The organism is Clostridium sp. AF19-22AC (genome assembly GCF_003479085.1).
GTDB classification, from domain to species: domain Bacteria; phylum Bacillota; class Clostridia; order Lachnospirales; family Lachnospiraceae; genus Faecalicatena_A; species Faecalicatena_A orotica.
Genome location: NZ_QUGN01000003.1, coordinates 169,694 through 185,476, shown reverse-complemented (window position 1 = coordinate 185,476; position 15,783 = coordinate 169,694). Strand labels below are relative to the sequence as shown.

Genomic DNA, 15,783 nt, shown 5'->3' with positions numbered 1-15,783 from the left:
CATGTCCATTTAGCGTAGGAGGAAATCTTGATGAAGATTAAAAAGCCGTTAGGAAATAATGCAATATTAACAGAGGATGAAAATGGTATTGAACAAGTCGCCATAGGTAATGGGATTGGATTCAAGAAACGGGAAGGCGATGAAGTAGACCAAAGTAAAATCCAGAATATTTATGTTGTCAAGGACGAAGACACAAAATATTCTAATCTGGAAAAGGTGATTCAAAACATCCAGCCGGATAATATTGTACTGGCCAGCAAGATTATTGAGGCAGGGGAGAAAGAATTAGGCTATAAATGTAATGATTCTATTTTATTGGCGCTTGCGGACCATTTGGATTTTGCAATTTCGCGTGGAAGAAACAATACGTTTTTCAGTACACCGTTGGAATGGGATATACGGGTCATATACCCGAAGGAGTATGAATTTTCATTAAAAGCGGTCCAATATATAGCTGATTACTGCAAGATTAAGATGCCTAATGAAGAGGCACCTTTCATAGCTTTACATTTCATCAATTCGCAGGCAAATGAATCCAACAGCTTGAATGATATGACAGAAACAATCCTCTATACAGGAATCATCCAGAACATTTTAGATATAACGAGATATCATTATGGATTTAAAGTGGACCAAAATTCTTTTGAATTTTCACGTTTTGTGATCCATGTCCGTTATTTTGTGAGGAGACAGTTAAAAGGAATTGATATGAAAAGCAATTCTGAATTACTGGAAATTGTTGCGGAGAAATGTCCTTTTGATTATGCCTGTGCAAAAAAAATAGAGAAGTTTCTTGTTAAAGCCTATAAATGGGAAATTGATAAAAGTGAACTTTTGTATTTGACATTACATCTCAATAGAGTCTCAGCATCAATAAAGGACTGAAACGATGTAAAATCAGAAAGGAAAATATTATGAGTATTATTGAAGAAAGCAGGAAGCTGATCGGACTTCTTGGCGGTGAAAAAAATATTCTCTCTTTAGTACATTGTGCCACAAGATTACGTTTTCAATTAGCAGACGACGGTAAGGCAGACACAGAAGAGATTGAAAAGTTGGGATTCGTCTTATCTGTAGTGAATAAAGGCGGGCAGTACCAGATTGTAATTGGCCCGCTGGTTTCAAAGTATTTTGAGGCAATTAATGACCAGATAGATATAAAAAAGAGTAAGGAAGCAAATAAAAAAATAAAAAAGGGCGGGGCAGCCGACTTTGTGATTCGCTGTATTTCTGGTTCTATTACGCCATTACTGCCGGCTGTCTGCGGCAGTGCCCTGATCAGGGCCATTCTTTCGGCACTGGTTAACTTCGGGGTCCTTGCCGAGACTGGTTCTACCTGCCTTGTCTTAACAGCGGCGGCAAATGCTGTTTTTTATTTCCTGCCTATTTTAGTTGGTTTTACACTTTCTCAGCAGTTGAACGTAAATCCATATGTGGGTGCGGTAATTGGTGCAGCTTTGCTTGAACCAAACTTCCAGAGCCTGATTGATGTACCGGGCAGCACTTTTTTTGGCATTCCGTTAAAAGCAATTGATTATGGCTCCTCACTGCTTCCGATATTTATTATCATTTTGATATATGCCGGACTTGATAAATTTTTAAGAAAGCATGTGCCTGACGGAATCGCCTTCTTTATGGTGCCATTTCTGGAATTTATTATACTCGTGCCGTTGGGTACTATAGTTTTTGGACCTTTTGGGACAATTATATCGGAGGGGATTGCGGGTGTTGTTTCATATCTGTTTAGCTTAAATACAGCTATTGCCGGAGGGATTCTGGGTATGTTTTATCAGATTCTTGTTATTTTCGGAATTCATTGGGGGCTGGCGCCTATCTGTTTCGACGCTTTATCCCGGACAGGACTTGACCCATATGAAGGAACCGGTGGTATTGCCTCGAATTATGGATGCGCAGGGATTGCATTCGGTGCATACCTAAAAGCGGAGAAACATTCCAAGATGAAGGCTGTTGCGGCTTCCTGCCTGTCTTCACAGCTTCTGGCAGGTGTGGGGGAACCTACACTGTACGGTATTGTTTTGAAGCATAAGCGTCTGATTCCAACGATCATGATTGCAGGCGGTATCGGCGGATTCATTGCCGGATTATTCGGATCAGCAGAGAAGGCATATGTGCTGCACAATGTATTTTCACTGGCCTTTATGTCCTACACCCCATTACATGGGATTTTGATTGCTGTTATTGCCGCTTTCGCAATTGCAACTGTCTTAACCTATTTCTGGGCTATTCCGGAATCCGAGATGGAAGATTACAGAGCCAGTCATGAGGCTGTTCCGATGGCAGAGAATATTGTTCCCATAATGGAGGCAGGTTCAAAAGCGGTACAGGAATTAGATATATGCTCTCCATTAGAAGGGGAAGTGATGGAACTGGAAAAGGTAGAGGATGAAATATTTTCAAAGGGAATTGTGGGGCAGGGCTGTGCGGTGCTCCCTCAGAATAATGTAGTGACGGCGCCCTGTGACGGTGAGGTTTCTGTGCTGCTTCCGTCAAAGCACGCAGTAGGAATCAGGGCACAGAATGGATCGGATATTCTGATTCATGTTGGACTGAATACTGTGATGAATGAGGGGAACGGTTTCAGGAAATTTGTAGATGTCGGTGATCATGTCCACATGGGGGACAAATTAATTGAATTCGATAAAGAAGCTTTGGAAAGTAAGGGGTATGACCTCGTAACCCCCGTCATTATAACGAATGAAGAGTCTTATCACAGCATTACACTGGCGGCAAAAGGCAATGTAAGGAGCGGGGATATTATTTTCAGCATTAATTAAAAGAACAAAAATGAAAAGGAGTCAGGATTATGAAAAATTTCCCGGAACAATTTTTATGGGGCGGCGCGGTTTCTGCCAACCAGTGTGAAGGTGCCTTTCAGGAAGACGGAAAAGGGCTGAGTACCGCGGACCTTCTGTGCAGAGAAACGTATGGCAAAGATGAGATGAAACTGGAATTAAATCAGGATTACTATTATCCGTGCCATACAGCAATTGATTTTTACCATACTTATAAAGAAGATATTCAGTTATTTGCAGAAATGGGATTCAAATGTTTCAGGCTTTCCATTCCCTGGAGCAGAATCTTCCCAAACGGAGATGACGAGCTGCCGAATGAGAAGGCACTCCGTCATTATGACAGTGTATTTGATGAATGCCGGAAATATGGAATCGAACCGCTGGTCACATTATCGCATTGCGAGATGCCGGTGGCTCTGCTGAAAAAGTATGGTGGATGGAGAAACAGAGATTTAATTGATATCTTTGTGCGGTATGCAGAGACGATGTTTACCAGATACCAGAAGAAGGTGAAGTACTGGATTACTTTTAATGAAATCAATTTTATTTTCATGAAAGGATTTCTGTATCAAAATGGCGGTGTTATTCTGCATGAGAATGATAACATCAAACAATTGCAGTATCAGGTTGCACACAATCAGTTTGTCGCAAATGCAAAATGCGTGAAACTGTGTCATGAAATCATTCCGGATTCCTGTATCAGTGCCATGATGGAAGCGGCAATTGCCTACCAGCCCACCTGCAGCCCAGATGATGTGTTCAGGACCCTGTGTTCTAATCAGGAGTATACCTATGCGTATCTGGATGTATTGCTGAAAGGCGAGTATCCGTATTTCTGGTTAAACAGAATTGAAAAATTAAATTTGCAGCTCGATATGAGACCGGAAGATTTTCAGGTTTTAAAAGAAGGAACCGGGGACTATATTCCCTTTAGCTACTACATGAGCAGAATGCCTGTAGAACTGGACAAGGTAGATCTTTCAGACAACAGCGGGACAAAAATGTTCGAGAATCCTTATCTGAAGACAAGTGAGTGGGGATGGTCTATTGACCCGGTTGGATTACGTATTGTAGCCAATGAATTTTATACCAGATATGGAAAGCCGCTGTTTGTTGTGGAAAATGGTCTTGGAGCGAAAGATGTTTTGACAGAAGACCTTCAGGTTCATGATGATTACAGGATCAGTTATCTGCGGGAACATATCAGACAGCTTCATCTGGCAGTCGACGATGGGGTGGATGTACTAGGCTATACAACATGGGGATGTATTGATTTGGTTTCCCAGTCTACGGGAGAGATGAGTAAAAGATATGGTTTTATCTATGTCGATTTAAATGACGACGGGATGGGTACAGGGAATCGTTATAAAAAGGACAGTTTTTACTGGTACAAAAGGGTAATTGAGTCTAACGGGGAAGTTTTATAATTATGTTCCGGTATGAAAAACAGGAAGGCATATTTATAGGATCATTGAAGAAAGCAGAGTCTGCTGCTATCTGGACCGATGTATCCCAGGACATGCAGCCCAAAGGATGTTGTCCTTGCCGAGAAAACGGAAGATGAAATGCTTTTTTTCAGTGATGCACAAAGATTGAGGATGATTATCCCCTCTGGAAATTTAAATGCTGTGAAAGCATCAATTCCAGAGGGGATTCTTCATGCCCTATTGATATTTATTGAGCCTTTTGATATACTAAATAGCAAATAAATATGTATATGAACAATTAGAGAGTTTTTGGAAAAAGCTATTTTATCATAGCGGATAGTAATCCGGTAACCGTAATGAGAGCGGCAGGCGGATTTGGGATCGTGAGGAGGCAAACATGAGAAGACTGCTGAAAGGGCTCAGCCCTGAATGTGAGGCCCTCTTAAATCTTATTCCCGGCGGAGTCATGCAATGCAGGAATAACAGCGCTTATACCATTATTGAGGTCAATGATGGTTTTCTTAATATGTTCGGATTTAGCAGGGAAGAACTGGATGAAAAGTTTCAAAATCAGTTCCTCAGCCTGGTTCATCCGTCAGACCGGCAGAATTTTCTTATAGAGGTCGACCGGCAAATGAACAAAGGAAATAAACTTTCCTTAAGCTATCGTGTCTTGTGCAAGGACGGTACCTACAAGTGGACAGCCAATAGTGCCCAGCTTTTTGGGGACGAACAGGAAGAACGTTTTTTCTGTATTTTTCTGGATCTTACTGAAGTACGGGATGCACAGGAGAAGCTGCGCCTGTCATTGGAACATCTGGAAATTATTATGAGCCAATCCTCCGATATTATTTTCGAATGGGATTTTACCTCAGATTCCATATCTATTTCTCCCAATTGGCTGGAAAAGTTTGGATATGCCCCGCGCTATGATGGAAGTCTGCAGAAGGAAGAAATTCTGCATAACTTTTATCCCGATGATATTGATCCTATGGCCGCGTTTATGGAAACAGTCAGAAAGGGTGCACCCAACTCATCTATTGACGTCCGCATCCGGGCATTGGAAGACAGGTACATCTGGTGCCGGATAAGGGCTACTACCCAGTTCAGCACAGAAAATGTCCCCATCCGTGCAGTAGGGACCATTTCTGACATTGATGAAGAAAAAAGGATGGTGGAAGACCTGCGCAGACGCGCGGAGCTGGACGCCCTTACCGGACTTTATAATCATGCTGAAACAGAGCAGAAGACAAAGCGGTATCTGGCAGGAAATCCCAAGTCGGTTGGTGCTATGTTTATCATTGATGTGGATAATTTCAAATCAGTGAACGATGGACAGGGACATCTTTTTGGAGATGCCGTACTGACAGAACTGGCGGCGGGGATGAAGAAGCTGACGCGAAAGACAGATGTGATAGGCAGGATCGGCGGGGACGAGTTCGCGATGTTCCTGAAAGACCTTCCTTCCGCTCAGGTTGCTGAGGAAAAGGCAAGGAAGCTGTTAGAGATGTTCCAACAGCTTTTTCAGGGAGAAAAACAGCCCATTATGGTGACCTGCAGTATAGGACTGTCAATTTATCCTTTAGATGGTACTGATTATCAGACCCTTTACCACTGTGCGGATCTGGCACTTTATCAGGCAAAAAGCCTGGGGAAAAACCGGTATGCCCGGTTTGATGCCAAGAGTATGGAGGCTGTGGACAGGATCGGATACTCATCTTTGGGCGCAGCCATTGATTCAGATGAAGCTCCAAGGGGTAAACGTGGGGATCTGGTTAATTATGTATTCCAGATCCTGTATGATACAAATGATATCGATATAGCCGTGGATGCGATTCTGGAAATTGTAGGCAGACGGTTCGATGTGAGCAGGGCCTATGTGTTCGAAAACAGCGATGACGGAGAGTATGTCGACAATACATACGAATGGTGCAATGAAGGAATTAAGCCCCAGAAGGAGTTCTTACAGCACTATCCCTATGAAAATGTGAAGGGGTATAAGGAACTGTTTCAGGATCAATCTGTTTTTTATTGTCGGGATATCCGATCCCTCACGCCTGAACAAACCCGGCTTTTTGAGAGTCAGGGTATCTGCTCGACACTACAGTGTGCGCTGTATGACGGGAAAGAATTCCGTGGCTTCATTGGGTTCGATGAATGCACGGGACTGCGGATGTGGAATAAGGAGGAAGTAGGCACACTCTCGCTGATTGCCCAGATTCTGACTACATTTTTACTGAAAAAGCGTGAGTCAGACCGTAATGAACAGATTTTGGTCCAGCTCAACACGATACTTGATATGCAGAATGCCTATATTTATGCCATCAGGCAGGACAACTATGAACTGCTATATCTGAATCAAAAGACACTCCGGCTTGACCCGTATGCCAAAACAGGCATGACCTGCCATCAGGCCTTTTTCGGCAGGAGTATTCCATGTGAAGCCTGTCCCCTGACCGGTGCAGTGGAAGTCTACAACCCACAGTATAACGTCTGGACTAAAGTTCAGTATTCCACCATGAAATGGGGCGGCAGCAGCGCGTATCTGATCAGTTGTATCGATATTACAGAATATAAACGAATACAGGGAAAAGAGAATGACTCAAAATAGATTATATGAAAAAAGACCTTGCGGTAAAAATGAACCACAGGGTCTTTTTTCTCAGTTAACGTTTGTATCCGGGACCAGAATATTTTCAACTCCCGGTATACCAAGCCGGGACATAGTACTTAAAGTTTTGCGAAGTTCAAAAACAATAAGTGCCTCCAGACTGGCAGAAAATTGAGAATAATCCAGGTTTTCTAACGACCCGATTAATGAATCAAAATAAGGGGCGTACATGGTATTGATAATATTCTGGTCCTTTTCCATTCCGCGTAGTGCATAGGCCCAAAAGAATTGACGGAGCAGCTCGGAATAAACGGTGCGGATAGCCTGACAGGGTGCCGATTTTCCGATTAAGTCTAATATAAAATAGGATAAGGTTTCACCGCGCTGAAACTGTCTGTGTTCTCTTAACTGCCGGCACAGTACTTCTGCTAAATCGGAGCCGGAAGACGAGAGCGTGAGCAGGGAGACGTTTTGACAGGACAATGCGAACATTTGAATGCTTTCAGCCATATCGATTAGACGTCTCTGGAGGACCGGCTTAGTAAAATCACTGTTTTCTGTTGCCTGATCAAAGGAAAGGACCTGTGTTCCCACATATTTGGTGGATTTTATCGCCCCGACGCTGCCAAGGAGTTCTAGTGCCCTGCGCATGGTACTTAATGAAACACCCTTTTGCCTTGCAAGTTCCTTCTGCGATGGGAGCAGACTTCCGGCCGGATAGACTCCCCGGCTGATTGATATGAGCAGTTCCATGGCAATGGAATAACAAAGCTGCTGGCTTTTTTTATAGGAGCTCCATGTAAAAGCAACCTCCGTTTCCGGTGGGGACATAGTAATCCTGTTCTCGTAAAACCGTGAAAGGGCAGATGACAATCTTTCTATAGATTGATTAACCTCAATACGCAGTGAGTACCAGTCTTTATTACGGCAAAGCGACAGGACCTCCGGCAGATAACCGTTCGACTGATCAAAATACTGGAGATTTTCTTCTATACCAAAAAAGGGATCATACAGAAACATGAAAATCTGCCAGACAAGACGCATGAGCAGGCTGTTTCCAAGGGAACGGTATTTTTGATTGAGGTGCTTCAACATCGCATAAGGTACTACGGGATTTTCATGATGAAAAAGCTGCTCCATTGCCAGCAGTGTCTCAGGGGATGCATTCTTTAAGCCTGTCCACTGGGCATTACCTAATAAAGGCAGTATGGAGTTTTTCAGGTCGGTCATGGCTTTTTCCCGTGCGGAAAAAAAGGTCTGGATAAAATGCTCAGTTTCGTTAGCATCATAGTTGACCTTAACCGTGGCACCGATATTTTTCGACAGGGTTATATACCCTTCTTCCTTAAGTTTGAGGTATGCCGCACGCGCCGTATCAATCGATACACAGAGGCGCGTACTTGTTTCTTCTATATTAGGAAGCTTCTCCCGGTAATGATAAATACCGAATTGTATCTGGGTAAGCAGGACGCTGTAAACCACCCTGCGTAATTCTACACTGTTTTCCAAACTTATTCCTCCGTTTTCAATGGCCATTCAATAGATAGTGAATTTAGTATAACATTTTTTATGCTGTGTTTCTATAATCTCTTTAAGTTTACATATGATTAAGCTTACATAGAGAGTTGCTATTTCCTTTTGTATTTGCTATACTCAATCATATATGTATATGAACAATGACATATGTATGTGAACAATAAAGACAGGACCAGATCAGATGCATTCTGTGTAAAGAGGTGAATTCTGTGACAGTAATGGTAAAAAAACAAATTCTTGTTGTAGAAGATAACGCACTCAATCGTGGTCTCCTGTGTGAGATACTGAAGCCTGACTATGACCTTGTGGAGGCGGAAAACGGGAAGGTAGCACTTGAATGTTTACAGCAGTATGCGGGAAGTTTTTCTCTCATCCTGCTGGATCTTATTATGCCTGTTATGGACGGATATGAGTTCCTTACTGCCGTCAAGGACACACCGGAATTCTCGTCAATCCCGGTAATTGTTACGACACAAAATGACAGGGAATCTGAAGAGGTAACGGCTTTGTCCTGTGGTGCCGCCGATTTTGTGCCCAAGCCCTATAGGCCGCAGATTATCCTGCACCGGGTTGCAAATATTATTCATCTGCGGGAAACAGCTGCGCTGGTGAATGAGTATCAGTATGACCGGCTGACAGGACTGTACAGTAAAGGCTTTTTCTGTCAGAAGGTGGAGGAACTCCTGCGTCAGAACCCGGATAAAGAGTATGATATCATCTGCTCGGATATTGTTAATTTTAAGCTTGTCAATGATGTATTTGGTATTCCTGCAGGGGACCGCATTCTTTGCATGGCTGCACAGATGTATACTGAGATGACCCGTGGAAAGGGGATTTGCAGCCATTTCCATGCAGATCAGTTTGCATGCATCATAGAGCATAAGTGGCAGTATACAGTCAGTATGTTTCAGGATGCCTGCGCCCGGCTCAATGCCATGTCCCAGACACAGAATATAGTGATGAAATGGGGGATTTACCGGGTGGAGAACAGGGAGGTCCCCGTAGAACATATGTGTGACCGTGCACTGCTGGCTGCCCGGAGTATCAAGGGACAGTACAAGAAGTATTTTGCATATTACGATGATGTCCTTCGCAGAAAACTGTTAAAGGAGCAGGAAATCGTTGATAGCATGGAGTCGGCCCTGAATCTGGGGCAGTTTGAGATTTATCTTCAGCCGAAATACAATATCAGGTACAGCCGGATGGATGGAGCCGAAGCTCTGGTCCGCTGGAACCATCCGCAGTGGGGGCAGCAGTCCCCGGCTGTGTTTATACCGCTGTTTGAGCGTAACGGATTTATTACAAGGCTGGACCAGTATGTCTGGGAAAAAGTATGTGCTGTTATGCGTGACTGGGAGAATAGGGGGATGCCTCCCCTGCCTGTTTCTGTAAACGTGTCCCGGGCGGATATCTATAATGTAGATCTGGCAGACATTTTAACGGGGCTTCTGCGAAAATACGCCCTGCCGGCTGCAAGGCTTCATTTGGAAATCACCGAGAGTGCCTATACTGAAAACCCACGGCAGATTATCGAGACTGTCAGCAATCTGCGGGAATTGGGGTTCGTCGTGGAGATGGATGATTTTGGAAGCGGATATTCATCTTTGCATATGCTCCATAAGATGCCGGTCGATGTTTTAAAGCTGGATATGAAATTTATCCAGAATGATCCGGTAACTCCGGTCAATCAGGAGATTATGCGTTTCATTATAAACCTTGCCGACCTGATGTCACTCGATGTGGTGGCAGAGGGTGTCGAGACAGCGGAGCAGTTGGAGCGCCTGCGGGAGATCGGCTGTGACTGTATGCAGGGATACTTTTTTTCTAAACCGCTTCCCGTGAAAGAATTTGAACTGCTTATGGAATCTGCAGATTCTGCGGTGCAGAATGCCTATGCAGGTACCCATTCGGATGATATGGACTTAAAGGTAAAAAAATGAACGGGCGGCAGATATTTGGAAAGGAATAGTATGCAGCCGGAAAGGCAAGGAGTTAAGACAGATGCAAAAAATTATGGGGGATAAAAAGAACTCTGTAGGGCGGAGCCAGCGGATAAGTGTGATCAGTACAGGAATTTTGATTCTGCTGATGCTTTGCTTTCTGGCCATGACTATTAATAACTCCGCCAAACTGGCAGCGCAGACAGAGATTATATCGAACCATCCCTTTGAAGTGGTGATTTCCGCCGGTGATGTAAAGCTTTATGTATCAGAAATGAGCCTTCGGACAGGGCGGCTGGAGCGCCATCACAACAGTGAGGATGTGGCGATTGCTGACAGCAAGCTAGAGGAACTTTCAGCTTTATTGGAAGAACCTGTTTCCCGGATTGAGGAATTATATCTGGGCGATTCAGAAGATGTATTAGAGCTTAAGAATACACTGGCGCTTTTGCGGACAGAACAGATGCTTTATCTGGCCTTTTGTGAACAGCAGGAGCTTACGGAGGAAAATATAGAAAACTATGCCCAGGAACATCTGCAGCCTCTCTATGATCAGGCACTTCGCCATACAGAAGACATTATTGGGATTGCCCAGGCAAAAAAGGTGGGGTATGGAGTGACTTCAGAGAAACTGCGGATCACCAATCTGACCGGGTCTATCGTGCTGATGGGGCTGATGATTATCGTACTGCTGGTTTCCCAATATGTTCTGCACCGCCAGCGGAAAGAACTGGTTTACCGGAACAGGCTCTTTGATAATTTATCGCTGAGCATTGATGATGCATTCATTATCAGGGATGCCAACACAGGCGTTATCAATTACCGGGGGCTTAATCTGGAGCGGATTCTTGGGATATATATGCCGAATGTAGAAAGCCTTTACAAGGGGCTGTCAGAAGAAGACACTCTGGCGATTCAGGAGGGAATCAGAGATCCCCAATTTAACTCCCCGTTTGAAAGACTGGTGGAGTATACGAAACCAGACCAGAAAAAATGCTGGATGCTGATCCGGGTCTACCGGGTCGAAGATTTAAATACTCCTCAGTTAATTACGGTGTTCTCTGACCGGACAGATGAGGTACGGTCCCGTCAGGCCCTGCAGGACGCTATGCTGGCGGCGGAGCGTGCCAACATGGCAAAGAGTGAATTTCTGTCGCGGATGAGCCATGAAATACGTACCCCTTTAAATGCAATCATAGGTATGACCACCATTGCGGCAGCTTCAGTCAAAGATCCCGCCAGAGTAGAGGATTGTCTCTCTAAAATTAATATTTCCTCTAAACATTTACTTATGCTGATTAATGACGTACTCGATATGTCAAAGATTGAGAGCAGCAAGATGGTGCTGCAGAAGGAACCTTTTGATATTTTTGAGGTGGTCAATGGTTTTGTGTCCACAGTATACGCGCAGGCAAAAGAAAAGGGGATAGAGTTTGAGGAAACAATGGAAGGATTCGGGGAAGATACTATTTTTATCGGCGATTCACTGCGGCTTAACCAGATCCTTTTGAATCTCAGCTCCAACGCAGTGAAATTTACTTCACCGGGAGGCGCAATCCGGCTGGATGTCTCACGCCATAGAAATGGGAACACGACAGATATTCTTCGTTTTATTCTTTCTGACACCGGAATCGGTATGACGAAGGAGGCCGTCGCAAAAATATTCCGGCCGTTTGAACAGGCAGATGCCTCTATTGCGAAACGTTATGGGGGGACAGGGCTGGGGATGTCCATTACCAGTAATCTGGTCACCCTGATGGACGGCCAGATCCAGATAGAGAGCGAACCTGGCGTGGGAACTACATGCATTGTTGACCTGCCGTTTAAAAAGGGAAAAGAGAGCAGTCTGACAGAGCCTGATTTTGCACAGCAGGGGCTGCGGGCGATAATTGTGGACGATGAACAGCAGGTTTGTGAGCAGACAGCGGTTCTTTTGAAAAAAATAAAGATCGATGCCAAATGGTACCAGTCCGGTGCCGGGGCTATAAAACAGGTAAAAGAGACACACAGGGAGGGCCGGGATATAGACCTTTGCCTCATTGACTGGAAAATGCCGGATATGGACGGTGTCGAGGTGACCCGCCGTATCCGCAGGGAAGTGGGAAATAACATCCCTATTGTGATGATTTCGGCATATGATATTTCAGAAGTGGAGGAAGAGGCACGTGCCGCGGGCGTGAATGGGTTTCTTCCAAAGCCTCTCTACCGGTCTTCTGTTTATGCCGCAATCAAGTCGGCGCTGGAACAAAAAGGGCATTTGCCTGCCGGAGCAGAGGATAAATCTGTCGGAAAACTTCTGGATGGTTTCTCTCTGCTGATGGCAGAGGATAATATACTCAATCAGGAGATTACAGCAACCCTGCTGCGCATGAACGGGGCTGAGGTTGACTGCGTGGAGGATGGGAAGCAGGCACTGGATACCTTCCTTGATTCTGCTCCCGGTGATTATGACGCCATTTTGATGGATGTCCAGATGCCGGTCATGGACGGTCATGAATCTGCGAGATGTATTCGTGCATCAGACCATCCTATGGCCCTCACAATTCCAATCATTGCCACAACAGCCAATGCATTCAATGAAGATATCTCTGCGGCCCTTGCAGCCGGAATGAACGCCCATGTCAGCAAACCACTGGATGTTTCACAGCTCTGCAGGACACTTGCAGACTGTATTCGTAAAGCGAATGGATGAAAATGAATGATTTTTTCTCACCGTCTTGATTTTTATATCATAGAATGATAATATAGGTTTAAACATATAAACCTATATCAGAAGGAGAAGCTATGAGTAAGAAGACGATGTTCTACATGAAGGAATGTGCTCCTATATTTTCAATGCTTCAGGATGAGAGACGTCAGGAGATTACACAGCTTTTGTTTGAAAACCGTGAGTTAAGTGTATCTTCACTTACTGAAAAGTTATCATTGTCCCGTCCGGCAGTATCACACCATCTGAAATTACTGCTGGATACCGGATTAGTAACGGTTCGTCAGGAAGGAAAAGAAAGATACTATCAGTTGAATTTGAAGACCGCACTTGACCAGTTGAAAAATCTGACTGCATCTATCGAAAAGGATATTGAGCAAATGAAGTAAAGAACACCTCCATTGTGAGGTGTTATCTTTCACACGACAAGTTTATATGTTTAAACTTATAAAAATAAAAGGAGAACATTGTATGGATTATTCAGAACAAAAAAGCTGGGAGAAAATCATGTCTTACCTTCCCGAGGAATTCCATTTTAAAGGAAAATTTCTGCCACAGGAGGAACACTGGGACTGGCATGGGAATAACGTTCACTTGGATGCATACAGAAATCCGGATGCAAAAGTTAAGATCATTTTATTTCATGGAGTCGGAACGAATGGCCGTCAAATGACGACAATCATAGGCAGACCGCTTGCTATCGATGGATATGAAGTGATTGCAATTGATATGCCCCTGTATGGCGTTACAGAGATAAAACAGAAGAAAACGATTAGATACGACGATTGGGTGCAGCTTGGAAGTGACTATATAGACTACGAATTAACCAGAGATTCCCGCCCGGTTTTTCTCTATGGTTTATCTGCGGGTGGGATGGAGACTTACCATGCTGCATGCAAAAACAAAAAGGTAAAAGGAATCATAGGCATGACATTTCTGGATCAGAGAAGCCAACTGGTCCGAAATGAAACAGCGAATAATGCTTTCTGGTCACATATGGGAACCCCGCTTGCAGGGCTGGCTGTAAAGACAGGCATGGGAGGCATGAAGATGAAAATGTCCGTCTGCTCTAAAATGTCAGCACTTTGCAATAATGAAAATTGTCTGAAAGAAATGCTGTCAGATCCATCATCTGCGGGGAACCGTGTACCAATGAAATTTATTCATTCTTACATGACTTACCAGCCAGAAACAGAGCCAGAAAAATTTGATGTCTGTCCAGTTTTGCTGACACAGCCTGAAAATGATAAATGGACACCACTTTATCTGAGCGAACCTTTTTTGAACAGAATCAGGAACGTCCCGGTAACTATAAAGAAGCTGGAAAACGGAAGTCATTATCCTGTCGAAAAAATGGCTTTAGAGCAATTGCATGCATATATCACAGAATTTATTGAGAAAAATAAAATATAGTAAATTCTGCATTCTCTCCACATAGGATACCTTCGTTTACTTTGCATATAAAACATTGTATAATTTGGATATGATAATACCATGAATAATGATATATTGATTGGAGGTGCCTGTTATGAAAGATCAGGAAGTCAGCGGTTTGTGGATGTTTGAAGAGAAGGGGAAGCCCGGCATCGAAAAGGATGCAGTAAAGGTTCTAAAAGGAGGCGGGATTGAAGGAGACCGCCACTGTTTTGACAAAGACAGACAAATCAGCATTATGACGAGGAATGCATATGAATGGATGCAGGCACAGGAAGTGGAGGGCTTATGTTTCCGAAGGTTTAAGGCTAATATCGTAATAGATACCAAAGGAGGCAGCATACCGGGACCGAGATTAAAAGCCGGAGGGGCAGTGCTTGCAGTGGAAGGTAAAAAGCACTGTTTTAAAGAGTGCGCACGCTGCAGGGAACATATGGACTGTATGCTGAAAGATTCCTGTTGGTATGCATCGGCAGTCTCAGATGGTGAGATACATATTGGTGACAAAGTTCAGTGTGGTTACAATTGGAACCGCTATGAAAGACAGATGATGGTTCCTTCCATCGGAAGGAAAGAACAGGACGCCTTTTGTAATTCTTCCGTCCTTGTTATTGGAGCAGGAGGTCTTGGCTGTCCGGTACTGACAGCGCTTTCAGAAGCCGGCGTGGGGCGGATCGGCATTATGGACGGGGACGTAGTGGAAGAGACCAACCTGAACAGACAGTTTCTTTACAGCCCTTTAGATTTAGGAAAAAACAAGGCAGAATGTGCCGGGAGATGGGTAAATACATTCCGCCCGGACTGTCAGACGGACATCTATCCGGAATGGTTTACAGAAGAAAATGGAAGTTCTATTATAAACAATTATGATTTGGTGATTGCGGCAGTTGACCGTATATCGACGAGGCTTCTGATCAACAGAACCGCTGTTTCTTCAGGGAAGCCTTTGATTGACGGGGCTGTCGATGGTTTTTATGGTACAGTAACAGCAATTCTCGGGAATGAATGCCCCTGTCTGGCGTGTATCAACCCGGAAGGAAAGGAACCCTCCCGCACAAGCAGCTCCCTTGGAACGACCACAATGGTCGTGGGTGCCCTGGAAGCACAGTTTGCACTGCAGCATCTTGCAGGGATTCCGATAAAAGGCGGAACGGTCTTAAGCTATGATGGAATATATGGAACACTGGAAGAGCTTCCAGTAAAAAAGAACCCGGAGTGTATGGTGTGTAGAAATGTATATAATTGTCAAAAAAATAACGAAAAATAGTTAAAAATACATAAAATTATACAAAAAAAGAAGTTTTTTGATGGCATT

10 protein-coding genes are annotated in these 15,783 nt (G+C 44.0%); 9 read left to right on the top strand and 1 reads right to left on the bottom strand.

Annotated features, from left to right (window positions below; all coding sequences use genetic code 11):
- The first annotated feature begins 30 nt into the window (after nt 1–30).
- The 4 genes from DWX43_RS04725 to DWX43_RS04710 all read left to right on the top strand — a co-directional run bounded on the left by DWX43_RS04725 (nt 31) and on the right by DWX43_RS04710 (nt 6,851).
- Nucleotides 31–885, top strand: a complete 855-nt coding sequence (locus tag DWX43_RS04725; protein ID WP_207666081.1) for a PRD domain-containing protein — start codon at nt 31–33, stop codon at nt 883–885.
- 29 nt (nt 886–914) lie between these two features.
- Nucleotides 915–2,795: a glucose PTS transporter subunit IIA gene (locus DWX43_RS04720; protein ID WP_118619141.1), complete on the top strand. Its 1,881-nt coding sequence runs from the start codon at nt 915–917 to the stop codon at nt 2,793–2,795.
- Nucleotides 2,796–2,824: 29 nt separating this feature from the next.
- Nucleotides 2,825–4,240 carry a glycoside hydrolase family 1 protein gene (locus tag DWX43_RS04715; RefSeq protein ID WP_118619139.1) on the top strand — a complete coding sequence of 472 codons (1,416 nt, stop codon included), beginning with the start codon at nt 2,825–2,827 and terminating at the stop codon, nt 4,238–4,240.
- A 397-nt stretch (nt 4,241–4,637) separates the two neighbouring features.
- Complete coding sequence (locus DWX43_RS04710) at nt 4,638–6,851, top strand: GGDEF domain-containing protein (protein ID WP_118619137.1); 2,214 nt, start codon at nt 4,638–4,640, stop codon at nt 6,849–6,851.
- Nucleotides 6,852–6,902: 51 nt separating this feature from the next.
- On the opposite strand, the gene DWX43_RS04705 is transcribed toward DWX43_RS04710, so the two are convergent.
- Nucleotides 6,903–8,360, bottom strand: a complete 1,458-nt coding sequence (locus DWX43_RS04705) for a GntR family transcriptional regulator (protein ID WP_118619135.1) — start codon at nt 8,358–8,360, stop codon at nt 6,903–6,905.
- 245 nt (nt 8,361–8,605) lie between these two features.
- Here DWX43_RS04705 and DWX43_RS04700 point away from each other — a divergent pair, with 245 nt between their 5' ends.
- From DWX43_RS04700 to DWX43_RS04680, 5 genes are all read left to right on the top strand, one after another.
- On the top strand, nt 8,606–10,327 hold the full coding sequence (locus tag DWX43_RS04700; protein ID WP_118619373.1) for an EAL domain-containing response regulator: 1,722 nt from the start codon (nt 8,606–8,608) through the stop codon (nt 10,325–10,327).
- Between the two features lie 61 nt (nt 10,328–10,388).
- Nucleotides 10,389–13,019 carry a response regulator gene (locus DWX43_RS04695; RefSeq protein ID WP_118619133.1) on the top strand — a complete coding sequence of 877 codons (2,631 nt, stop codon included), beginning with the start codon at nt 10,389–10,391 and terminating at the stop codon, nt 13,017–13,019.
- A 92-nt stretch (nt 13,020–13,111) separates the two neighbouring features.
- Complete coding sequence (locus DWX43_RS04690; RefSeq protein WP_118619131.1) at nt 13,112–13,423, top strand: metalloregulator ArsR/SmtB family transcription factor; 312 nt, start codon at nt 13,112–13,114, stop codon at nt 13,421–13,423.
- Between the two features lie 82 nt (nt 13,424–13,505).
- On the top strand, nt 13,506–14,447 hold the full coding sequence (locus DWX43_RS04685) for an alpha/beta hydrolase (RefSeq protein WP_118619129.1): 942 nt from the start codon (nt 13,506–13,508) through the stop codon (nt 14,445–14,447).
- Between the two features lie 115 nt (nt 14,448–14,562).
- On the top strand, nt 14,563–15,735 hold the full coding sequence (locus DWX43_RS04680; protein ID WP_118619127.1) for a ThiF family adenylyltransferase: 1,173 nt from the start codon (nt 14,563–14,565) through the stop codon (nt 15,733–15,735).
- Nucleotides 15,736–15,783: the final 48 nt, after the last annotated feature.

Coding starts and splice junctions, on each gene's coding strand:
- DWX43_RS04725 (WP_207666081.1), top strand. CDS start 31: ATGAAGATTAAAAAGCCGTTAGGAAATAATGCAATATTAACAGAGGAT.
- DWX43_RS04720 (WP_118619141.1), top strand. CDS start 915: ATGAGTATTATTGAAGAAAGCAGGAAGCTGATCGGACTTCTTGGCGGT.
- DWX43_RS04715 (WP_118619139.1), top strand. CDS start 2,825: ATGAAAAATTTCCCGGAACAATTTTTATGGGGCGGCGCGGTTTCTGCC.
- DWX43_RS04710 (WP_118619137.1), top strand. CDS start 4,638: ATGAGAAGACTGCTGAAAGGGCTCAGCCCTGAATGTGAGGCCCTCTTA.
- DWX43_RS04700 (WP_118619373.1), top strand. CDS start 8,606: ATGGTAAAAAAACAAATTCTTGTTGTAGAAGATAACGCACTCAATCGT.
- DWX43_RS04695 (WP_118619133.1), top strand. CDS start 10,389: ATGCAAAAAATTATGGGGGATAAAAAGAACTCTGTAGGGCGGAGCCAG.
- DWX43_RS04690 (WP_118619131.1), top strand. CDS start 13,112: ATGAGTAAGAAGACGATGTTCTACATGAAGGAATGTGCTCCTATATTT.
- DWX43_RS04685 (WP_118619129.1), top strand. CDS start 13,506: ATGGATTATTCAGAACAAAAAAGCTGGGAGAAAATCATGTCTTACCTT.
- DWX43_RS04680 (WP_118619127.1), top strand. CDS start 14,563: ATGAAAGATCAGGAAGTCAGCGGTTTGTGGATGTTTGAAGAGAAGGGG.